Genomic DNA, 17,481 nt, shown 5'->3' on the forward strand with positions numbered 1-17,481 from the left:
TGTCGGTGTTTCATGGATAAATGAGTCGTTGTTGTGCCCTTTGGGGCTATTTGGTAAGGAAAGGCTATGTGGGAACAAGGGTTTGTGTTAGCGATTTTGCTTGGCATTATCACTTGCTTGCTTGTCACGAAAATTAAGCCTAGTTACGTCTTTGCGGGTGCCGCTTTTATTGCATTCATGGCTGGGATGATGGATTCAGCCACTATCGCATCCAATTTTACCAACTCTTCATTGTTAACCCTGGTTCTATTGATTCTTGCATCCTGTGCTCTAGAAAAAACACTGCTGATCAGTTGGGTGAGCCGAAGTATCTCTGAGGGTCAGTTAGGCAGCGTGATTGCTAAGCTCGGTGTGTCGACCGCCTTGCTTTCTTCATTTACGAATAATACCGCTGTGGTTGTCTCATTGATTGGGGCGATTAAGCGTAATCAGCAGCATGCACCTTCGAAATTACTTATTCCCTTGTCTTACGCCGCCATTTTTGGTGGCACGTTAACTTTGATTGGTACGTCGACTAACTTAATCATCAACAGCTTTGTCGAAGACGCAGGCTTACCGAGCCTGAGCTTTTTTACACCTACGATGATAGGTTTGGCTGTGCTGGTGGGAGGGATGCTGATTCTTATCCCGCTCAGCTACTTGCTACCGAATTATGATGATCAAAACCAAGAAGATTTACCTTACTTTCTTGAGTCTCGCGTTGAGCCAGGCTCACCGCTAGTTGGGCGTACGATCAGCGAGAATAATTTACGTGCTCTGCGCAAACTGTTTCTTGCAGAAGTGGTGCGCGATGGTGTTACTGTTTCTTCTGTGGGACCGGATTTTGTGCTCAATGCAAAAGACCGCCTGTTATTTTGTGGCGATGTTGAGAGCGTCGCGACCCTGCAAGAAATTCCGGGCCTCAAGTTGTTTGGTCAGCAGCACTTAAATGGGCAAAACTTTATCGAAGTTGTGGTGAGCTCGTCGGCGACATTTTGCTACAAAACCCTCAAAGAGAGCCGATTCCGCGACCGATTCGATGCCGTTGTTGTGGCGATTCGCCGAGGCCACGAACGCCTAGAAGGTGGCTTGGGTAGTATTACCTTAGCGCCAGGGGACACGTTAGTTCTGGTTCCAGGCAAGCGTTTTGAGTCTGAACGCCGAGCTCATCGTAAAGAGTTTGTCTTAGTGCATGACTTGGACTCTAGCGCTCGGCTTGATACCAATAAGTCTTCCATTGTATTACTGGGCTTTGCAGCCGTAATTGGATGCGCTCTATTAGAGTTAGTGCCAATTATTAAAGGTCTAGCTGCGTACCTTATCGCGCTTATTGCGTTTGGTATTGTGCAGATTTCAGAACTGCGCCGCCGTTTTCCGATCGATATCGTCGTGATTGTCGGTTCCGCTTTGTCTATTGCTCAACTGATGATCTCTTCTGGATTGTCAGAAAGAATGGGAGTGATGTTTATTGAAGCGTTTAATGGCTGGGGAGTATTTGGTGCCTTGGTGGCGACTTATATCATGACATTGGTACTCACTGAATTGGTGACAAACAATGCCGCGGCTGCGCTTTCTTTTCCTATCGGCTATAGCATGGCGGTGGGTTATGGCGTGGATCCGATGCCATTCATCATGGCGGTTTTGTTCGGCGCGAGTGCGAGCTTTATCTCTCCCTATGGTTACCAAACTAACCTGCTGGTGTACAGCGTAGGAAATTACAAATTGACCGACTACGTGAGAATTGGAGTGCCAATTTCGATTGTGTACTCTGTATTAGTACTTACTTTGATCCCGGTCTTTTTCCCGTTTTAATTCCGATATTTACAAGGATACGTTATGACTGCCGAAACGACGGTAAAAGATGAAAACATTGTTTGGCACCAGCATTCGGTTGATAAACAGTTTCGTGCTGAATTAAAGAAGCAAAAACCTGCCGTATTGTGGTTCACTGGTTTATCTGGAGCGGGTAAATCAACCGTAGCTGGGGCGTTGGAAAATCGCCTTGCAGCATTGGGTTACCACACCTATTTATTGGATGGTGACAATGTACGACATGGTTTGTGTAGCGATTTAGGTTTTTCTGAACAGGACCGTCGCGAGAACATTCGTCGCATTGGTGAACTGGCGAAGTTGATGGCAGATGCGGGTTTAATTGTTCTGTCGGCGTTTATTTCACCGCATCGTGCAGAGCGGAAGTTAGTGCGCGATTTATTGCCAGAAGGCGAGTTTATCGAAGTGTATGTCAATGCATCTCTAGAGGTTTGCGAAGGTCGAGATCCTAAGGGTTTATACCGTAAAGCCCGTGCGGGAGAGATTCCTAATTTCACTGGTATTGATTCGGAATATCAAGCGCCAGAGAACCCTGAAATCGATTTGCCCGCGGGAGAAAAGAGTGTCGATGAGCTGGTGGATTTGTGCTTAATCGATCTTAAACAACGCGGTGTGATCCGATAAAAATCATTTAGATCATAGGTGACCTAAAGCTCTTTGAGCGGCTGGAGAAGTATTTGGATCATAGGTGGTCAAATGCTTCTCCAACTGGCTAGACAGTATGATGAACCGTACTTTTAGCTTCACTATGGACACTAAATCTATGATTTAACAGTGCAAGCATTTGCTCGTAGTATTCGGCATGTGGTTTGTTTCCGAGCAAGGTGCAGAGCTCATTGCCTGTGGGTGTGAAGCGGTAATATAAAAGGCGGACACCTTTACTGTTTACGTGCAGCGACAAGTTTTTACCTTGGTAGGTGAGGACCAACGGTGTCTCGATACTAATTTCGCCAGATTCAAGTTCGGCACTGTGCAGCAGCCCTAATTCAATTAAGAGCAACAAGCTTGAATACGGCAGTTGAAAACTTCCCATATTTAGGCTGTTGGCGACGTCTCGCTTGCCGAAGCTAAATATGCCTCCTTGCGCTTTGTAACCAATCAGCAGTTTTCTGCTGTGATCCCCTCCAAAACTGCACGCTAAAGAGGCGGCTCTTTGCAGAGTTTGTGCTTCCTTTGGTGACATATCTTTGAGGGTTTTCAACGCTTTCATGGACGTTGAGCCCGGATTTGTCACTTCACGCTTCATCACTTGAGCCCATAGCTTTTGCATCGCGCTGTTATGGATGTCTTGAGCCATCTCAAAAAATCGATGCAACCAATCTTGGTCTGGCTCTCCCGCTGTCTCATCTCGGCATGAACTGTGCGCTAATTTTAAAATCTGTTCTAAGTTTTTTTGTCGCTGTTCTTGGCGTCTTTGCTCTCGCAATTGGGCTCTTTCAAACGCAGATTTGGCTGGCGGTTCGGTTTGCAGTAAGGCGTCAAGACCGTGTATTTGGGCTATGGTTTTTACCTTACTAGCACTGTCTTTTATGTAGCCTTGTTTCTTTTCTTGTTGCGTATTTTTTTTTTTGTCTGACTGATGTTCGATGACAACAGGTTGCTTTGTCGGGTCTGCCATTCGTTTTCCTACCAAGAACTGCGCGGTTCGCACGTTTAAATTTACACCTTATCTGACCAAGCGACCAGACAGGAGTTCTCAGTTTTTGAACGAATAGGGCTATTCAAAATGATAATGAGTTGTTAAAATTGTTATCGTTATTTTGGAGGGGCTATGAAGTTCTCAGAAGCAGGTAAACTCAAAAAGCACCTGTCGATAGCGTTTCTTTTGGTTATTTATGTGGGCGTATTAGCGTATTTATCTCGTTATATCGTGTAGCACAAAGCTAAAAAAGGCGCCAGTGTGACGCCTTAGGTGTAGCGAGGCTTATCGACGACTTAAATTACATATCGTCGTAGGCTTCTATTTCTGATCCCTCAATAACGTAAGCCGTTTCTGCCAGTTCGTGGTTTATCGTCTCGGTTTTCAACGTTCCAACCACATATATGACATCCCACAACTCTTGAACAGGCGCGCCTTTCGGAAACTTCACGTAAATGATCTGGTTTGGAGGCGGTGGTGGCACGTGAATACAAGCTCCAAAATATGGCACCAATAAAAATTCGGTGACGGTATCGGCATCACCTTCAAGTGGGATAACAAACCCCGGAATTTTAACTTGGCTTCCGTTCAGTTCTGGTCGAACATTACCAATCTTGGACTGCTGCGCTGCGCCACCACTGTGATCAGATGCAGGCATGCCTATACTGTCGAACAATTTACGCTCTTTTTCTGGAACAAGGTCAATCCAGTCAAGCTTCAATGGTTCTTCGCTGGCCATAACAGGCGCTGTGAATGCGACGACCAGCAAGCAACTTGCGAGTATTTTTTTCCACATTTTATTAAATCCTTATTGTCATTCCGTCACTCAGTGACTGTCGGTAGGCGCGGAGTGCGGGAATGAAACCAATCACAATACCAGCGCATTGTACGAAACCTAATAGCATCCACTCATAAGTAGATAAGATGCTTAAGGTGAGATGTATTCCATAGTGCTGTTGGATGATCGGCTGCGCGATAGCAAGAATGGCATACAGCCCAGTAACGCCAGTAATAATACCAGCAGCAGTAAGCAAGCTGGCTTCACTAATTAAGAGTGAGAAAACATGACGAGGCCTTGCTCCCATGGCACGCAAAATCGCCATTTCACGGCGGCGTTCCTGTAGGCTAGTTAATAGACTGCTTAACATACCTAACAACCCTGCGATCACGACAAAACCAGATACTGCCATTAGGGCTTGCTCTGCAACCGACATCATTCCCCATAACTCATGCAACGCAACGCCGGGCATAATGGCGCTGAGCGGCTCTTTGGGGTAGGTGTTAATTTGTCTTTGCAGGGCGAAAGTTTGAATACGAGATTTCAAACCAACGAGCATAGCGGTAATTTGTTTGGGCTGAAAGTCTCTGTTTTTGAGATCTTGTGCCTTGGGTGTCGGGCCCAAACGCGCACCACTTTCCCATCCGACGTGAATGGCTTCGATGGCTTCCAATGATACATGGACAGTTTTGTCGACTGGTGTTCCTGTAGGTGCAAGGATACCGACAACTTTAAATGGCAGATTGTCATGACGGCTAAAGCCAACGTCGCTAATGCCGTGGGCAATGATGATTTCGCTACCGATATCATAACCAAGTTGTTTAGCGACATCAGAACCTAGCACGGTTTCAAATAAACCATGGAATTCTCTACCCTTGCTAAATGTTAGTGGTTGCTTACTTCCAAACTTGTAATGCTCAAAGTAACTGTGATTGGTTCCCATAACTCGGAAGCCTTTATGCGAGTCGCCAAGCGAGATTGGAATAGCCCAATCGACTGAACGATGATTGGCAAACTCTTGGTAGCTTTTCCAATCGATGTTGTTGGTCGCATTACCAATACGAAACACAGAATAGAGCAATAGGTTCACTTGCCCAGAGCGTCCACCAATAATGAGGTCAGTGCCTGAAATTGTATTAGCGAAGCTATCCTTGGCTTGAGTTCGGATACGCTCGACGCCCAAGAGGAGTACCACTGAAATCGCAACGGTCATGATGGTTAGAATTGCCGTCGCTTTGCGGTTCATCAAGCTTTTCCAGGCGAGCTTTACAACAGCACTCATGATATGGCTCCTAGGCTAGATACTTGATTAATGTCGGGTAGATTGAGCGTGCGATCGAATAAGGGTTCGAGTGTTGGGTCGTGGCTAACGAATACCAGTGTGGCATTGGCTTGATTCGCTTGCTCCATAAGGAGCTCAATAAATGCTTTACGATTGTCATAGTCTAAAGCTGAGGTTGGTTCGTCAGCGATCACTAACTCTGGATGTCCTATCAGAGCTCGAGCCGCAGCCACACGTTGTTGTTGACCAATACTCAATTCAGAGACAGGGCGTGTATGAAGCTCGTTTGGCAGGTGCAGTCGTTCTAGTAGGGCCTGAGCCTGTTCATTTAACGTTTGAGATGAGGCACCTAAATGGGCACGGTCACGTCGTATTTTACTGAACTGACATGGCAATAATACGTTTTCAAGTACGTTAAGGTACGGCAATAAATTGAACTGTTGAAAGATGTAGCCAATATGATTGGCGCGAAAGCGGTCTCTCTGACTGGCACTTAAACTAGCAAGGTCAGTATCGAGTACAGATAGAGAGCCTGAAGTTAATGTGTTAATCCCCGTCAACAAAGCGAGCAAGGTCGATTTACCGCAGCCACTTGGACCTTTGATAAACACATGCTCGCCTTGTGTAATGTGTAATTTAGGGATGTGGATGGTTGCGTTGATTGAACCGGGCCAGAAAAATTGGGCATCCTCTAGCTCGACAACATTTGGTGTGGTTTCAGTCATATTAAATCACCAAAGCTTTGGCGTGTAAGTAGGTACTTACACGCCACTCGTGTTATTTGATTACGATTTGGGTGTTATCTTTGCTTAATTTAATTGCTGATTGCATGGTATCAGTGAATATATTGACGCTGATGGACTCTGTAGTTGGGAACTGGTTAAACCAATCGGTTTGGATTTGGCTAAGCTGATTAACTTGTTCGCAACTGAAGCGATATTGCACCGAAAATTCACCGTGACCGCCATGATCGTGCGCCTCATCATGATCGTCATGGTGGTCATGTTTATCATGATGTTCATTATGATCATGGTGTTCGTGCCCTTCATGATCGTGATGTGCATGGTCATCATGGTCGTGCTCACTATGATCATGTTCCTCATGAGTTTCGCTTAGGTTGTGGCTCACGTAAGCTTCTTCAACATTACAATCAGCTTGTGAGTTAATAGCGAACAATGCGTTGCTGTCTTCGAGTGTAGCGACGGCTTGTTTAAGCGCTTGCTCTTGTTGCGCGTTTTCTGGAGCATGTTCGAAACCCACAACATCAGCTCCAGGAGCTGTGATCTCTACTAACAGATCTTTGCCATCTTGGGCGATATTAAACTCGACGTGACCATGCACATGAGCACCATGCTGGCGGTATTCGTTTGCATTCGCTGCTGTCGATAAAGTGAGGCCAATAGCAAGGGCTAAAACGTGTTTTGATGACATTGTATTTTTCCTAATTTTACTGGCATTAACCAAAGGCGGTATTGCTCAGATTCGAGTTTCACTAAGTTATTGTTCCCTGACACACTAGGTGCGGAAATGAACTCAATAATTTTGAGTGTGGAATAGTTTGGAAATTAAGCAAAATAAGGAGGGGCACGAGCAGCGCCAAGAATTTCTTCGCCGTACACGAGATGCAAAAAAACATGATGATGCTGGGCGCGCGTAAAAGTCGGTGTAGAGAGGGTTGGTTGTACCTTTGCTATACCGTGCTGAACCCCAGAAAATAATTGGCAATGATGATGGGTATGATGGTCGGGCGTCAGATCGACTTGATGGAGTACAACCGCAAAGTTCCAAGCGATCAGCAACGCAACACTGAAAAATAAAGCAGTGCGATACCAATATCTTAGTGTTTTTTGCTGGTGGTGGTACATCTGAGCTCCTCTTACCGACTGTTATAATATAACACCCATAATGAATAAAAGTTCACTCTTTTGTTGGCTAGCAGAAAAATTTAACTCCACACATACGTGCCGAAAAATATTGGTAATACTCTCTGTGGAAGTGTCGCACTTATAAAGAGCAGAGTTGTCACTGCCCATGCTTCTAATCAAATTCATATAGCTCCTTACAACAAGAACAAGGAGCCATTCAATGAAGCTAGATGTTCTGTTTAATAAGCTCAATGACTTTTGTTATCTCATCTTGCTCAAGTGCGCCCTCTTTGACAAACAGAACTTTGCCCGTTTTGTCTTGAACAATAATGGCCGAGCTTTCTTCTTTCAGGTCCCAAGTATTAGCAACTACGCCATTTTCATCAAGAACCATGGATGACCAAGGAAACTCTTTTTTGCTGTCTTGAGCTGAAGACTTCACGAACGAGCCTGTCCCCCAAATTGCATCATCTTGGTTGATGATAGTCGTGGTCTGGTAGCTTTCTTGTGGAAAATTTGCCGCTGTTATTGCCGACATTAAAGGGGCATTCATCTCTTTTGAACTGCTACGGCCTGCGATGGCTTGAATAACACGAACTTTGCCTTGCATATGTTGAGTTGCCCAGGGTTGGTATGCAACGCCTTCGCCTTGTAAAACAATCTCGCCGTAAGCGGCAACATTGACAGGAGGAACGCTTTTTCCTACTGACAAGTTGTGTGCAAAGGTCAAGCTTGGCGTTAAGGCCAGTAGTAGAGGTAGGAGAGTCTTAGTTTTCATATTGTTATATTCCGTACGAGGTTTGGAAGCTTCCAGTATATATCCAGATCTTAGAAATTTGTAGGACCGTTTATAACATTTATTTAACGTATGGAGTGGTGTAATCTTGCGTTATATTTAGAATTTGCTAAAATGAGTTCCGTCGCAAATTGCGCATTAAGATTGCAGAGGAAAAATAAGCAATCCGTGTTTTCTCAAAGGAATTGAGGTGAGTTATGCTACGTGAGTTTGCTGTATATCGACCATTACAAGTGGCCCGTTTTGTTAAAACGTTGTTCAAAGGTCAGTTTTTTATTGTTGGGGTTGGCTGTTTTCAGTTCGACAATGGCAAAGTGTTACTACCTGACGTCAACGATCATAAAAGGCTCACCATCTTTAAAGAAGTCAACCAAGTGATAGCATCATTATCGGCTTAGTTAGCTTGGTACCCACTTAGATTTAGAAAAGAGCGACCATATCGGTCGCTCTTTTTGTTGCTAGTTAGGTTTATCCTTGGAGGCTTGGTGGGAAGCAAACTCCCGTTCCTCCGATGCCACAGTAACCATCAGGGTTTTTCGCCAAATATTGCTGGTGGTAGGTTTCCGCAAAGTAATACGGACCTGCTGGTTGTATTTCGGTGGTGATGTTCGCGCGTTGCTCTTCTTGCAGTGCTTGTTGATACAAGAGTTTCGATTTCTCTGCGCTCTCGAGCTGCTCCGTCGAATAAGTGTAAATTGCTGAACGATATTGAGTACCTAAGTCGTTACCTTGACGCATTCCCTGAGTTGGGTCGTGTTTTTCCCAAAAAACAGCCAGTAGCTTTTCTAATGAGATGACGCGTTCATCGAAAACGACTCGTACGACTTCTGTATGACCCGTTTTACCTGTACAGACCTCTTCATAGGTGGGATTGGGTGTGTACCCCCCAGCGTAACCGACCGAAGTAGATACAACGCCGTCGAGTTGCCAAAATACGCGCTCAGCGCCCCAAAAACAGCCCATTCCGAGCAAAATCTGCTGTTGGTGTGACGCCAGAGGCGCCTTTAGGTTAGATTTATTTACAAAATGATGATCGTCAATCTGCATTGGTTGATCTCTACCTGGCAAGGCATCTTCTATACTGATCAATGTTTGTTTGTTGAGCATGGTATTTGTCCTTCAATACGTGTCTTAAATTTGCGAACTTTTTCATTTCGTCTGTATCTGATGCTGTGATGACATAGACCGCGTTAAACCTATTAATATTACAGACTTAGAATCTAATTGGCGTTATCATTATTTACGTTTACTTAACCTCATTCAGCCATAAAAGCATGATAAAAAAAGCTCTCCCCACCATTGTTGGCCTGTTTGCCTTTTCTCATGGTGCCTATGCCGATGTTTCTTTGACTTTGAAAGGCATTGATGGCGCTTTAGAAGAGAATGTCAGTGCGTATCTATCATCTATTCCAGAGAAGGATTACTCCACTTCTCTGCGTTTTCAAGCGAGATTAGATCAAAGTATCACTGAAGCGCTTAACGCGCTTGGGTATTATCATGCAAAAATTTCATACTCTATTCCTGAAGCGAATGATGAGTTAATTGTGCTCATCAAGCCGGGCTTGCCAGTGAAAGTGAAAGTCATGGATGTGGTCATCACTGGAGAGGCCAAGGACGATGAAGAGTTTGCAAAACTTATTGAGCGCTCTCCGCTCAAAGTTGGCCAAGTTTTGAATCAAGGCCAATACGACACCCTTAAGTCAGGCATTCGTAACTTGGCGCTTCAGCGTGGTTACTTCAATGGTGAGTTTACGCTAAGTCGATTAGAGGTTATCCCTGATCTGAACGAAGCTAATGTCCGTTTGCACTACAGCAGTGGCATACGTTTCAATTTTGGCGACGTTTCTTTTATTGGCAACCACATCTGGGAAGACCGTGTCGCATCACTACAACCTTTTAAAGAAGGGGACCCATACAACGTTTCGAAGCTGGGCGAGTTTAACCAGAAGCTATCAAATACGGAGTGGTTTTCCTCAGTTTTTGTTGAGCCTGAATTGGATAGGCTTGATGATGGCCGAGACTTGCCAATTAAAGTGTCTTTATCTCCTGCTTCGAAGAATCAGATCGAGACGGGTATTGGTTACTCAACGGATGTCGGCGTTCGAGGAACGTTGAAGTGGAAGAAACCTTGGGTGAGCTCCCGAGGACACAGTTTCAACACCGCTTTATCCCTATCTAAGCCAGAGCAAACCGTGACTGCTTCTTACAAAATTCCTTTAGAAGATGTCGCTAACGATTATTATCAAGTTCAATATGGGCTTAAAAACCTAGACAACCGTGACACGCAGAGTATCGAGTCTAACCTTGCAGTGGAGCGTCATTGGTTAGCAGACGGTGGTTGGCATAATACCGTTTATGTTCGTCATTTGTACGAGAGCTTTACGCAAGGTTTACAAGATGATGAATTCAACTTCGTACTTCCAGGTGCGACATTTTCTCGGACTAGGGTTCGAGGGGGCAATATGCCAATGTGGGGAGACAAGCAAAGCATCACTATTGAGTATGGTGATACCGCTATGCTTTCTGAAACTAGAGTGCTCCGCTTAATTGGCTCGACTTCTTGGATTCGTGGTATTGGAGAGAATCATCGTGGTTTGTTCCGCTTAGAAGGTGGTGCGAATATTACCGATGAACTTGAAAAACTATCACCGTCGCTGCGTTTCTTCGCTGGTGGTGACAATAATATTCGTGGTTACGGCTATGAATCTATTTCACCTGTGGATGAGAGTGGCGCCCTGACGGGGGGTAAATACATTGTTAGCAGTACATTAGAATACCAATATCGTGTTTATGGAAACTGGTGGGCTGCAACGTTTTACGATATTGGTGATGCGTTTAATGAAACACCAGATTGGAAATCAGGTGCTGGTGTTGGTATCCGCTGGGCGTCTCCGGTGGGCCCTGTTAGTTTTGATTTTGCATGGGGGTTGGATGCAAAACCAGAACGAGAGTTTCGTATCCACTTCTCATTGGGGCCTGAGCTATGATCAAAATGATGTTTAAGTGGACCAAATGGCTGTCGCTCAGTTTGATTGGTCTATTGCTGTTGCTCATCATTATTGTCGCGACAGTTTTATTTACCCACCCAGGCCTCAAATTTGCCTTGTGGGGAGCCGAAAAAGCACTACCACAATTGCAGATTGAAAAAGTGCAGGGTTCATTGTTTCCTCGCTTCGAACTGCATAACGTCAGTTTTGTCGATGAGTCTTTGAATATCGACGCCAAAGTCGAGCGTTTAGCATTGGCAGTGAACTTCCGCTGTTTCTTTGACCCTAAGGTCTGTGTCGATGAGTTAAGACTGCAGGGGCTTGACTTTAAGATGCCAGAGCTACCGCCAGCAAGCGAGGAGCAAGAGGAAACACCACCACTGCGTTCTATCAGTACGCCAGTGCCAATTTTTGTTAATAAAGTCAGCTTTAATGACATCAATGTCAATGTGCTGGGCAATCAAATTGATTGGCAAACATTCTCGACCGCTTTGTCGATGCAGGGTGATCGTTTGGTGATCGCACCTACCGCGTTGAAAGACATTAATGTGGCTTTAGCACCAAGTGAGGCTGAACCTGAAGCGGCTGCCGAGGAGCCGAAAGAAACTGACGTTACGCCGCAAGATATTGTGTTACCCGAAGTATGGATTCCGCTGATGGTGGAAGCGCGTCGTCTTGATATTCATAATTTCAAACTGGCGGGTGAAACGCCAGTGATCGTCAATCATCTTGGTTTGGTTGCAAGAGCAGGCGGTGAACGTGTTGATGTCAAAACGTTAGAGCTCGACATGCCAGAAGTGGAAGGCAAGTTGAGCACACAAGTGACGCTTTCTTCTGATTACCCTATCAAAGCGCAATTGGACGCGTTAGTGAAGCAAGCGGATGCGAAGGGACAAAAACTGTCGCTTTCGGTCTCGGGTTCGGTTGGTGATTTGTCACTAAATGCTACGCTTTCTGAGCTTGTACAAGCGGAGATCAAAGGTGATATTCAACCGCTTAAAACACAGTTGCCGTTTGATGTCGCGATTAAAAATGTACAGGCGCAATGGCCGCTATTTGGACAAAGCGATTACCAGGTTTCTGTACCAAGCTTGGCGGCAAAAGGCTCACTTGATGGCTACGAAGTCGCATTAGAAACCAAAGCTTCGGGCAAAGATATTCCCGCCGTTGATGTCGCACTAAACGGCAAAGGTACGTTAGAGCAAATTGACCTCGAAAGCCTTGTAGTGAAAACCCTGGGAGGCGAACTCTCTGGGAAAGTCATGGCCAATTGGGCCGCGCCAATCAACTGGCAAGCTGACTTAAACCTGAAAAACATTCAACCAGGTTTACAATGGAAAGAAGCCGAAGGGGATATCAGCGGTAATCTTTCGACTTCGGGGTCGTTAACAGAACAAGGCGGTTGGCAAGTCAGTTTGCCTAAGTTAGACATTGACGGCATTTTGCGAGGTTATCCGCTGAATGTTGAAGGGCAACTTGAAGCGTCTGATAAGAACGGCAAAGGCGAAGACATCCAACTTACCACTCAGGGTTTAGCGCTTTCTCATGGCCCGAACCAACTGAGTGCAAAGGGTAAGATCGATAAGCAAATTCTGATGGATGTTGAGGTTAACTTCCCTGATTTTGCGAAAAGTGTTCCGGACCTTGCAGGTAAAATGCAAGGTAAAGTCGCACTACGTGGTAGCTTGAAAGAACCAGACATCAATCTTGATCTCGCTTTAAATCAGATAAACTGGCAGCAACAGGCGAACGTAGAAACGATCACCTTAAAGGGTGATGTGAAGCCTCTGCCAGCACCAAAAGCGAACATAAGCCTAATTGCGAACAACATTACCTATGACGACATAAAAGTTGATAGTGCTGACCTTGAAGTCTCTGGGGATGAAAAACTGCATCAACTGACGCTCGATGTAGTGTCTGACCTAGTGTCGACCAGTTTAGAAATTGAAGGGACATTCCAGCAGAAACCAGAAATGATTTGGGATGGGGCGCTGCGCCGCTTGACGCTGAGCTCGCAACAAGGCCCGTGGGCGTTGCAAAAATCGACCGCGGTGAAGGTCAATATCGACAAACAGATCGCGAACGTTCAAGCGCATTGTTGGTTGCAAGCGGAGTCGAGCGTATGTCTAACCGAAGACATTAGTGTCGGTAAGAGTGGCCAGGCGAAGTTAGCCATCAATGATTTTGATTTTGACCAAATCAAACAATTCCTGCCGCCAGAAACCAAGCTGCAAGGCTCGGTTAATGCACAGGCTTTTGCTAAATGGGCACCAGAGAAAAAGCCTGAAGTAACCTTAAGTGTCAATATGCCAAAAGGCCAAGTTGAACAAGCGCTTGAACAGCCAATTAAAGTCGGTTGGGAAAGCTTCAACTTTAAAGCAGCATTAGCGAAAGACAAGCTTGATGCCGAGTGGCTATTTGATGTGAAAGATAACGGTGACTTGTCTGGTAAGGTTTCTTTACTGAATGTCTCGTCTGAAAAGCCCACTATTGATGGTAAGGTTTCACTCTCTACGTTCCACTTGGACTTCTTGGCACCGTTGATTGGTGAGTACAGCTTGTTTAAAGCAAACATGAATACTGACCTAGCGATATCAGGTGAAGTTATGCATCCGAAGGTGAACGGTCAGTTCTTGATTGACCAAATGAAGCTACAGGGTGAAGTCACACCGATAGATATAAACTCAGGGCAGGTCGTCATCAACTTTAAAGGCCATCAAGCGGACTTGGATGCCGGAATTTTAACCCCGGATGGTGAGTTGAACGTTACCGGTGATGCCGACTGGCAGGACTTACAGAACTGGCGCACTAAAGCGCGTGTATTTGCTAAAGAGCTCAATGTTGATGTGCCTCCAATGGTAAAAATCAAAGTTGAGCCTGACATGACAATAGATGTGACCCCTCAGCTTGCGAAAATTGAGGGTGATATTAATTTGCCATGGGGAAGAATTGTCGTCGAAGAGCTTCCACCAAGTGCAGTAGGCGTATCGAGTGATACCGTTATTCTCGATAAAAACTTGCAGCCAGTGGACGATGTGGCTGCGATGCCGTTTGATGTGGAAACGAACATCAACATTAAAATTGGTGATGACTTCCAACTTGCCGCTTTTGGCTTAAAAGGTGGGTTGAAAGGGAGCCTAAACGTGACACAAAAAGACAAAGGTCCGTTCATCGTTGGTGAAGTGAATGTTGTCGATGGTTCTTATCGTTCGTTTGGTCAGGACTTATTGATTAAAGAAGGTAAGATTCTGATGAATGGTCCACCAGATCAACCTTACTTGTCTATCAAAGCGATTCGTAATCCAGACAATACCCAAGATGATGTCATTGCAGGGGTACAAGTGTCGGGCCCAGCATCTGATCCGAGTATAGAAATTTTCTCAGAGCCCGCGATGAACCAAGCCAATGCACTTTCTTATCTACTTCGTGGTCAAGATATTGATGGTGAAGCCGGTGGTAATGCAATGACTACTACCTTAATTGGTTTAAGCTTGGCGAAGAGTGGGCGTGTGGTTGGTGAAATCGGTGAAGCCTTTGGCGTACAGGATTTACAGCTGGACACTGCTGGGTCGGGCGATGATTCGCAAGTGACGGTGAGTGGTTATATTCTGCCTGGTTTGCAGGTGAAATATGGTGTCGGCATCTTTAACTCCCTAGGTGAGTTCACTGTGCGTTACCGATTGATGCAAGACTTGTATTTAGAAGCGGTATCTGGTGTAGATAGCGCCGTTGACCTACTCTATCAGTTTGAGTTCGATTAAAGTGCTTTAACCTAAGCATACACAGTCATGACTAAGGAGTGGTTATGCAGCATTTGATTTTTGTCTACGGCACGTTACGCAAGGGAGAGTACAACCATCAGTATTTGCGCTCGGCGCAGTTTCTTGGTTTACATGAAACGGATGCTCAATTTGCAATGTATGACTTAGGCCCTTATCCAGCGTTGTCTGTTGGGCAACGCTCGATTCAAGGTGAAGTGTATCTGATTGATGATGAAACCTTATCTGAGCTAGATAGGTTAGAAGATGTGCCAGTGGAATATCGCCGAGAGAGCATCGCTACGCCTTTTGGCCAAGCTTGGATCTACTTATATCAAGATACTGAGCAATTAACCGAAGAAATCGCTTCCGGAGATTGGTGTCAAAAGGTGTGAGCTATACTGACATTATCAATAGCAACGAGCTAAACACTAAGGAGTCGCGATGAAAGCATTCGTAATTGGAGTAATGGCGTTGCTTCTTGCTGCATGCGCACAAACAACACTACCGACTTCGAATAATGTGACCGATTGGCAAGTGTTTGGTAAGCAGTCAGCTTTAGATGGATTACGGGAGTTATCTGAGGAGCGAATTGCGAAGCTGGATGATGTTAACCATGCGACGCCAGAACTGATAATGGCTTATCAAGCGGGTTACCAGCAAGGCAAACAAGAGTATTGTGAGCAAAGTGCTTATATGCTCGGTGTTATCGGGCGGCCGTATTTTGGCATTTGTGATGATGTTGACCCCTTCTTTCAACATGACTACGACGCTGGACGAATGTCTTCAGCAGGCGCACCTATCTAGTTGACACAGGTAAGATGAAAGCAAAAGAGCTGCCCTAGAGCAGCTCTTTTTAATTTTGTATCAGCAGTGATACTTATTTTTTCTGAGCTCGCTCGTAAGATTCTAGGATTTCAGCTTTGGCGGCAGCAACATCTGCCCAACCATCCACTTTCACCCATTTGCCTGCTTCAAGCTCTTTGTAACGCTCAAAGAATTGCGTGATCTGCGCTTTCAGTAGTTCTGGGATATCGCCCACATCTTGGATGTGCTCGTACTCTTTCGAGATTTTTGAGTGGGGAACCGCAAACACTTTTGCATCTTCACCCGATTCATCTGTCATCTTCAAAACGCCAACAGGACGGCAGCGAATGACTGAACCTGGCATGAGTGGGTATGGTGTTGGTACCAATACGTCGACTGGGTCGCCATCAAGAGACAGGGTATTGTTCACGTAGCCATAGTTGCATGGGTAGAACATTGGTGCAGACATGAAACGGTCGACAAATACAGCACCAGAGTCTTTATCTACTTCGTACTTGATTGGATCTGCATTTGCAGGAATTTCGATAACGACATAGATATCTTCAGGCAGCGACTTGCCTGCTGGTACATGGTTTAAGCTCATTAGAATATTCCTTTTCATTAACGATGAGTCACACAAAAGCGGCTTCATCTGATGATAAATTCGCGTTTCACTTTAGCGACAAAAACGCGGCAGGTAAACACCTGCCGCGTTGGACAAAGGTCTGAAATTATTCTTCGTCGCGGTGCAGTTCAAGGAACTCTTCAACTTTGCGAACCATGTTCTTCGAACCCACAAAGAAAGGTACACGCTGGTGCAACTCAGTAGGCTTGATGTCCATAATGCGATTCACGCCGTCCGATGCAATGCCCCCAGCTTGCTCAATGAGGAATGCCATAGGGTTACATTCGTAAAGCAGGCGTAGCTTGCCTTGTGGGTGGCTTTGTGTGCTTGGGTAAAGGTAGATACCACCTTTCAGTAGGTTGCGGTGGAAATCAGCAACCAGCGAGCCAATGTAGCGAGAAGTGTATGGGCGACCGTCTTCTGGCACGTTTTCTTGGCAGTACTTGATGTACTTCTTCACCCCTTGAGGGAAACGAATGTAATTACCTTCGTTGATGGAGTAGATCTTACCATCATCAGGAATCATCATGTTTTCATGAGAAAGACAGAAGCTGCCGATAGATGGGTCGTAAGTAAAGCCGTTTACGCCGTTACCAGTTGTGTATACCAACATGGTGGAGGAGCCGTAAATTACGTAGCCCGCAGCCACTTGTTTGTGACCAGGTTGTAGGAAGTCTTCTTCAGTTGGTGGAGTACCGATTGGAGAAACACGACGGTAAATCGAGAAGATAGTACCAACAGAGACGTTCACATCGATGTTAGAAGAGCCATCAAGTGGGTCCATCAGTACTACATATTTGGCGTTTTGGTTGAGTTCTTTATTGAACGCAACTGCTTCGTCTTCTTCTTCACTGGCAACGCCACACACTTGATCACGAGCTTCGAGCGCGGCTTTGAACTTATCGTTCGCGTAAACATCGAGCTTTTGCTGATCTTCACCTTGGACATTTTCCGTACCTACAGCACCAGTGATATCACCGAGACCCGCTGCGTTGATTTCGCGGTTAACGATTTTTGCAGCTAAACGAATGGAGGCTAAAAGGGATGATAGATCACCGCTAGCGTGGGGGAAATCCGCTTGTTTTTCGACAATGAACTCGCCTAGGGTGCGCAGTCCTGACATGGTTAATCCTTA

The 17,481-nt window shown here is 45.5% G+C and carries 17 protein-coding genes; 7 read left to right on the forward strand and 10 right to left on the reverse strand.

Annotated elements, in window-relative coordinates; genetic code table 11:
* Positions 1–66: 66 nt before the first annotated feature.
* Both MTF70_RS13620 and cysC read left to right on the forward strand, forming a co-directional pair.
* Positions 67–1,791 carry an SLC13 family permease gene (locus MTF70_RS13620; RefSeq protein ID WP_005379596.1) on the forward strand — a complete coding sequence of 575 codons (1,725 nt, stop codon included), beginning with the start codon at positions 67–69 and terminating at the stop codon, positions 1,789–1,791.
* Positions 1,792–1,815: 24 nt separating this feature from the next.
* Positions 1,816–2,433, forward strand: a complete 618-nt coding sequence (cysC, locus tag MTF70_RS13625) for an adenylyl-sulfate kinase (RefSeq protein WP_005379598.1) — start codon at positions 1,816–1,818, stop codon at positions 2,431–2,433.
* An 88-nt stretch (positions 2,434–2,521) separates the two neighbouring features.
* Here cysC and MTF70_RS13630 read toward each other — a convergent pair whose 3' ends face one another.
* From MTF70_RS13630 to MTF70_RS13660, 7 genes are all read right to left on the reverse strand, one after another.
* Complete coding sequence (locus MTF70_RS13630; RefSeq protein ID WP_248394050.1) at positions 2,522–3,427, reverse strand: TIGR03899 family protein; 906 nt, start codon at positions 3,425–3,427, stop codon at positions 2,522–2,524.
* A gap of 322 nt (positions 3,428–3,749) precedes the next feature.
* Positions 3,750–4,244, reverse strand: coding sequence for a DUF3299 domain-containing protein (locus tag MTF70_RS13635; protein ID WP_005379600.1), 495 nt, complete (start codon positions 4,242–4,244; stop codon positions 3,750–3,752).
* A gap of 4 nt (positions 4,245–4,248) precedes the next feature.
* Positions 4,249–5,508 carry an ABC transporter permease gene (locus MTF70_RS13640; RefSeq protein WP_017820287.1) on the reverse strand — a complete coding sequence of 420 codons (1,260 nt, stop codon included), beginning with the start codon at positions 5,506–5,508 and terminating at the stop codon, positions 4,249–4,251.
* Positions 5,505–6,233 carry an ABC transporter ATP-binding protein gene (locus tag MTF70_RS13645; RefSeq protein ID WP_017820286.1) on the reverse strand — a complete coding sequence of 243 codons (729 nt, stop codon included), beginning with the start codon at positions 6,231–6,233 and terminating at the stop codon, positions 5,505–5,507. The genes MTF70_RS13640 and MTF70_RS13645 overlap by 4 nt, the downstream gene beginning before the upstream one ends.
* 52 nt (positions 6,234–6,285) lie before the next feature.
* Complete coding sequence (locus MTF70_RS13650) at positions 6,286–6,939, reverse strand: DUF2796 domain-containing protein (protein WP_017820285.1); 654 nt, start codon at positions 6,937–6,939, stop codon at positions 6,286–6,288.
* A 134-nt stretch (positions 6,940–7,073) separates the two neighbouring features.
* Positions 7,074–7,373 carry a DUF2607 family protein gene (locus MTF70_RS13655; protein WP_158173620.1) on the reverse strand — a complete coding sequence of 100 codons (300 nt, stop codon included), beginning with the start codon at positions 7,371–7,373 and terminating at the stop codon, positions 7,074–7,076.
* A 226-nt stretch (positions 7,374–7,599) separates the two neighbouring features.
* Positions 7,600–8,151 (reverse strand): YtfJ family protein, encoded by a 552-nt coding sequence (locus tag MTF70_RS13660; RefSeq protein ID WP_005383122.1) that lies wholly within the window; start codon positions 8,149–8,151, stop codon positions 7,600–7,602.
* Between the two features lie 215 nt (positions 8,152–8,366).
* Here MTF70_RS13660 and MTF70_RS13665 point away from each other — a divergent pair, with 215 nt between their 5' ends.
* Positions 8,367–8,567 carry a DUF1107 domain-containing protein gene (locus MTF70_RS13665; RefSeq protein WP_005379612.1) on the forward strand — a complete coding sequence of 67 codons (201 nt, stop codon included), beginning with the start codon at positions 8,367–8,369 and terminating at the stop codon, positions 8,565–8,567.
* A 70-nt stretch (positions 8,568–8,637) separates the two neighbouring features.
* Here the strand turns inward: MTF70_RS13665 and msrA are convergent, their stop codons facing one another.
* Positions 8,638–9,276, reverse strand: coding sequence for a peptide-methionine (S)-S-oxide reductase MsrA (gene msrA, locus MTF70_RS13670; RefSeq protein ID WP_005379620.1), 639 nt, complete (start codon positions 9,274–9,276; stop codon positions 8,638–8,640).
* A gap of 167 nt (positions 9,277–9,443) precedes the next feature.
* Between msrA and MTF70_RS13675 the strand changes: the two genes are divergently transcribed.
* From MTF70_RS13675 to MTF70_RS13690, 4 genes are read left to right on the forward strand one after another with little or no spacing between them, the layout of a single operon-like run.
* Entirely contained in the window at positions 9,444–11,156 is a 1,713-nt protein-coding gene (locus MTF70_RS13675; protein ID WP_005379622.1) for an autotransporter assembly complex family protein, read from the forward strand.
* Positions 11,153–14,917 carry a translocation/assembly module TamB domain-containing protein gene (locus MTF70_RS13680; protein ID WP_205461433.1) on the forward strand — a complete coding sequence of 1,255 codons (3,765 nt, stop codon included), beginning with the start codon at positions 11,153–11,155 and terminating at the stop codon, positions 14,915–14,917. The genes MTF70_RS13675 and MTF70_RS13680 overlap by 4 nt, the downstream gene beginning before the upstream one ends.
* Before the next feature lie 44 nt (positions 14,918–14,961).
* Entirely contained in the window at positions 14,962–15,309 is a 348-nt protein-coding gene (locus tag MTF70_RS13685) for a gamma-glutamylcyclotransferase (RefSeq protein ID WP_205461431.1), read from the forward strand.
* 49 nt (positions 15,310–15,358) lie between these two features.
* On the forward strand, positions 15,359–15,721 hold the full coding sequence (locus MTF70_RS13690) for a DUF2799 domain-containing protein (protein WP_017633454.1): 363 nt from the start codon (positions 15,359–15,361) through the stop codon (positions 15,719–15,721).
* 73 nt (positions 15,722–15,794) lie between these two features.
* Here MTF70_RS13690 and ppa read toward each other — a convergent pair whose 3' ends face one another.
* The gene (gene ppa, locus MTF70_RS13695) at positions 15,795–16,325 is read right to left on the reverse strand and encodes an inorganic diphosphatase (protein WP_054574250.1); all 531 of its coding nucleotides are present in this window, start codon (positions 16,323–16,325) and stop codon (positions 15,795–15,797) included.
* A 127-nt stretch (positions 16,326–16,452) separates the two neighbouring features.
* Positions 16,453–17,469 carry a class 1 fructose-bisphosphatase gene (fbp, locus tag MTF70_RS13700; protein WP_005383114.1) on the reverse strand — a complete coding sequence of 339 codons (1,017 nt, stop codon included), beginning with the start codon at positions 17,467–17,469 and terminating at the stop codon, positions 16,453–16,455.
* Positions 17,470–17,481 lie beyond the last annotated feature (12 nt).

It is taken from the genome of Vibrio sp. 2CM40D (assembly GCF_023161825.1).
Lineage (GTDB): Bacteria > Pseudomonadota > Gammaproteobacteria > Enterobacterales > Vibrionaceae > Vibrio > Vibrio alginolyticus.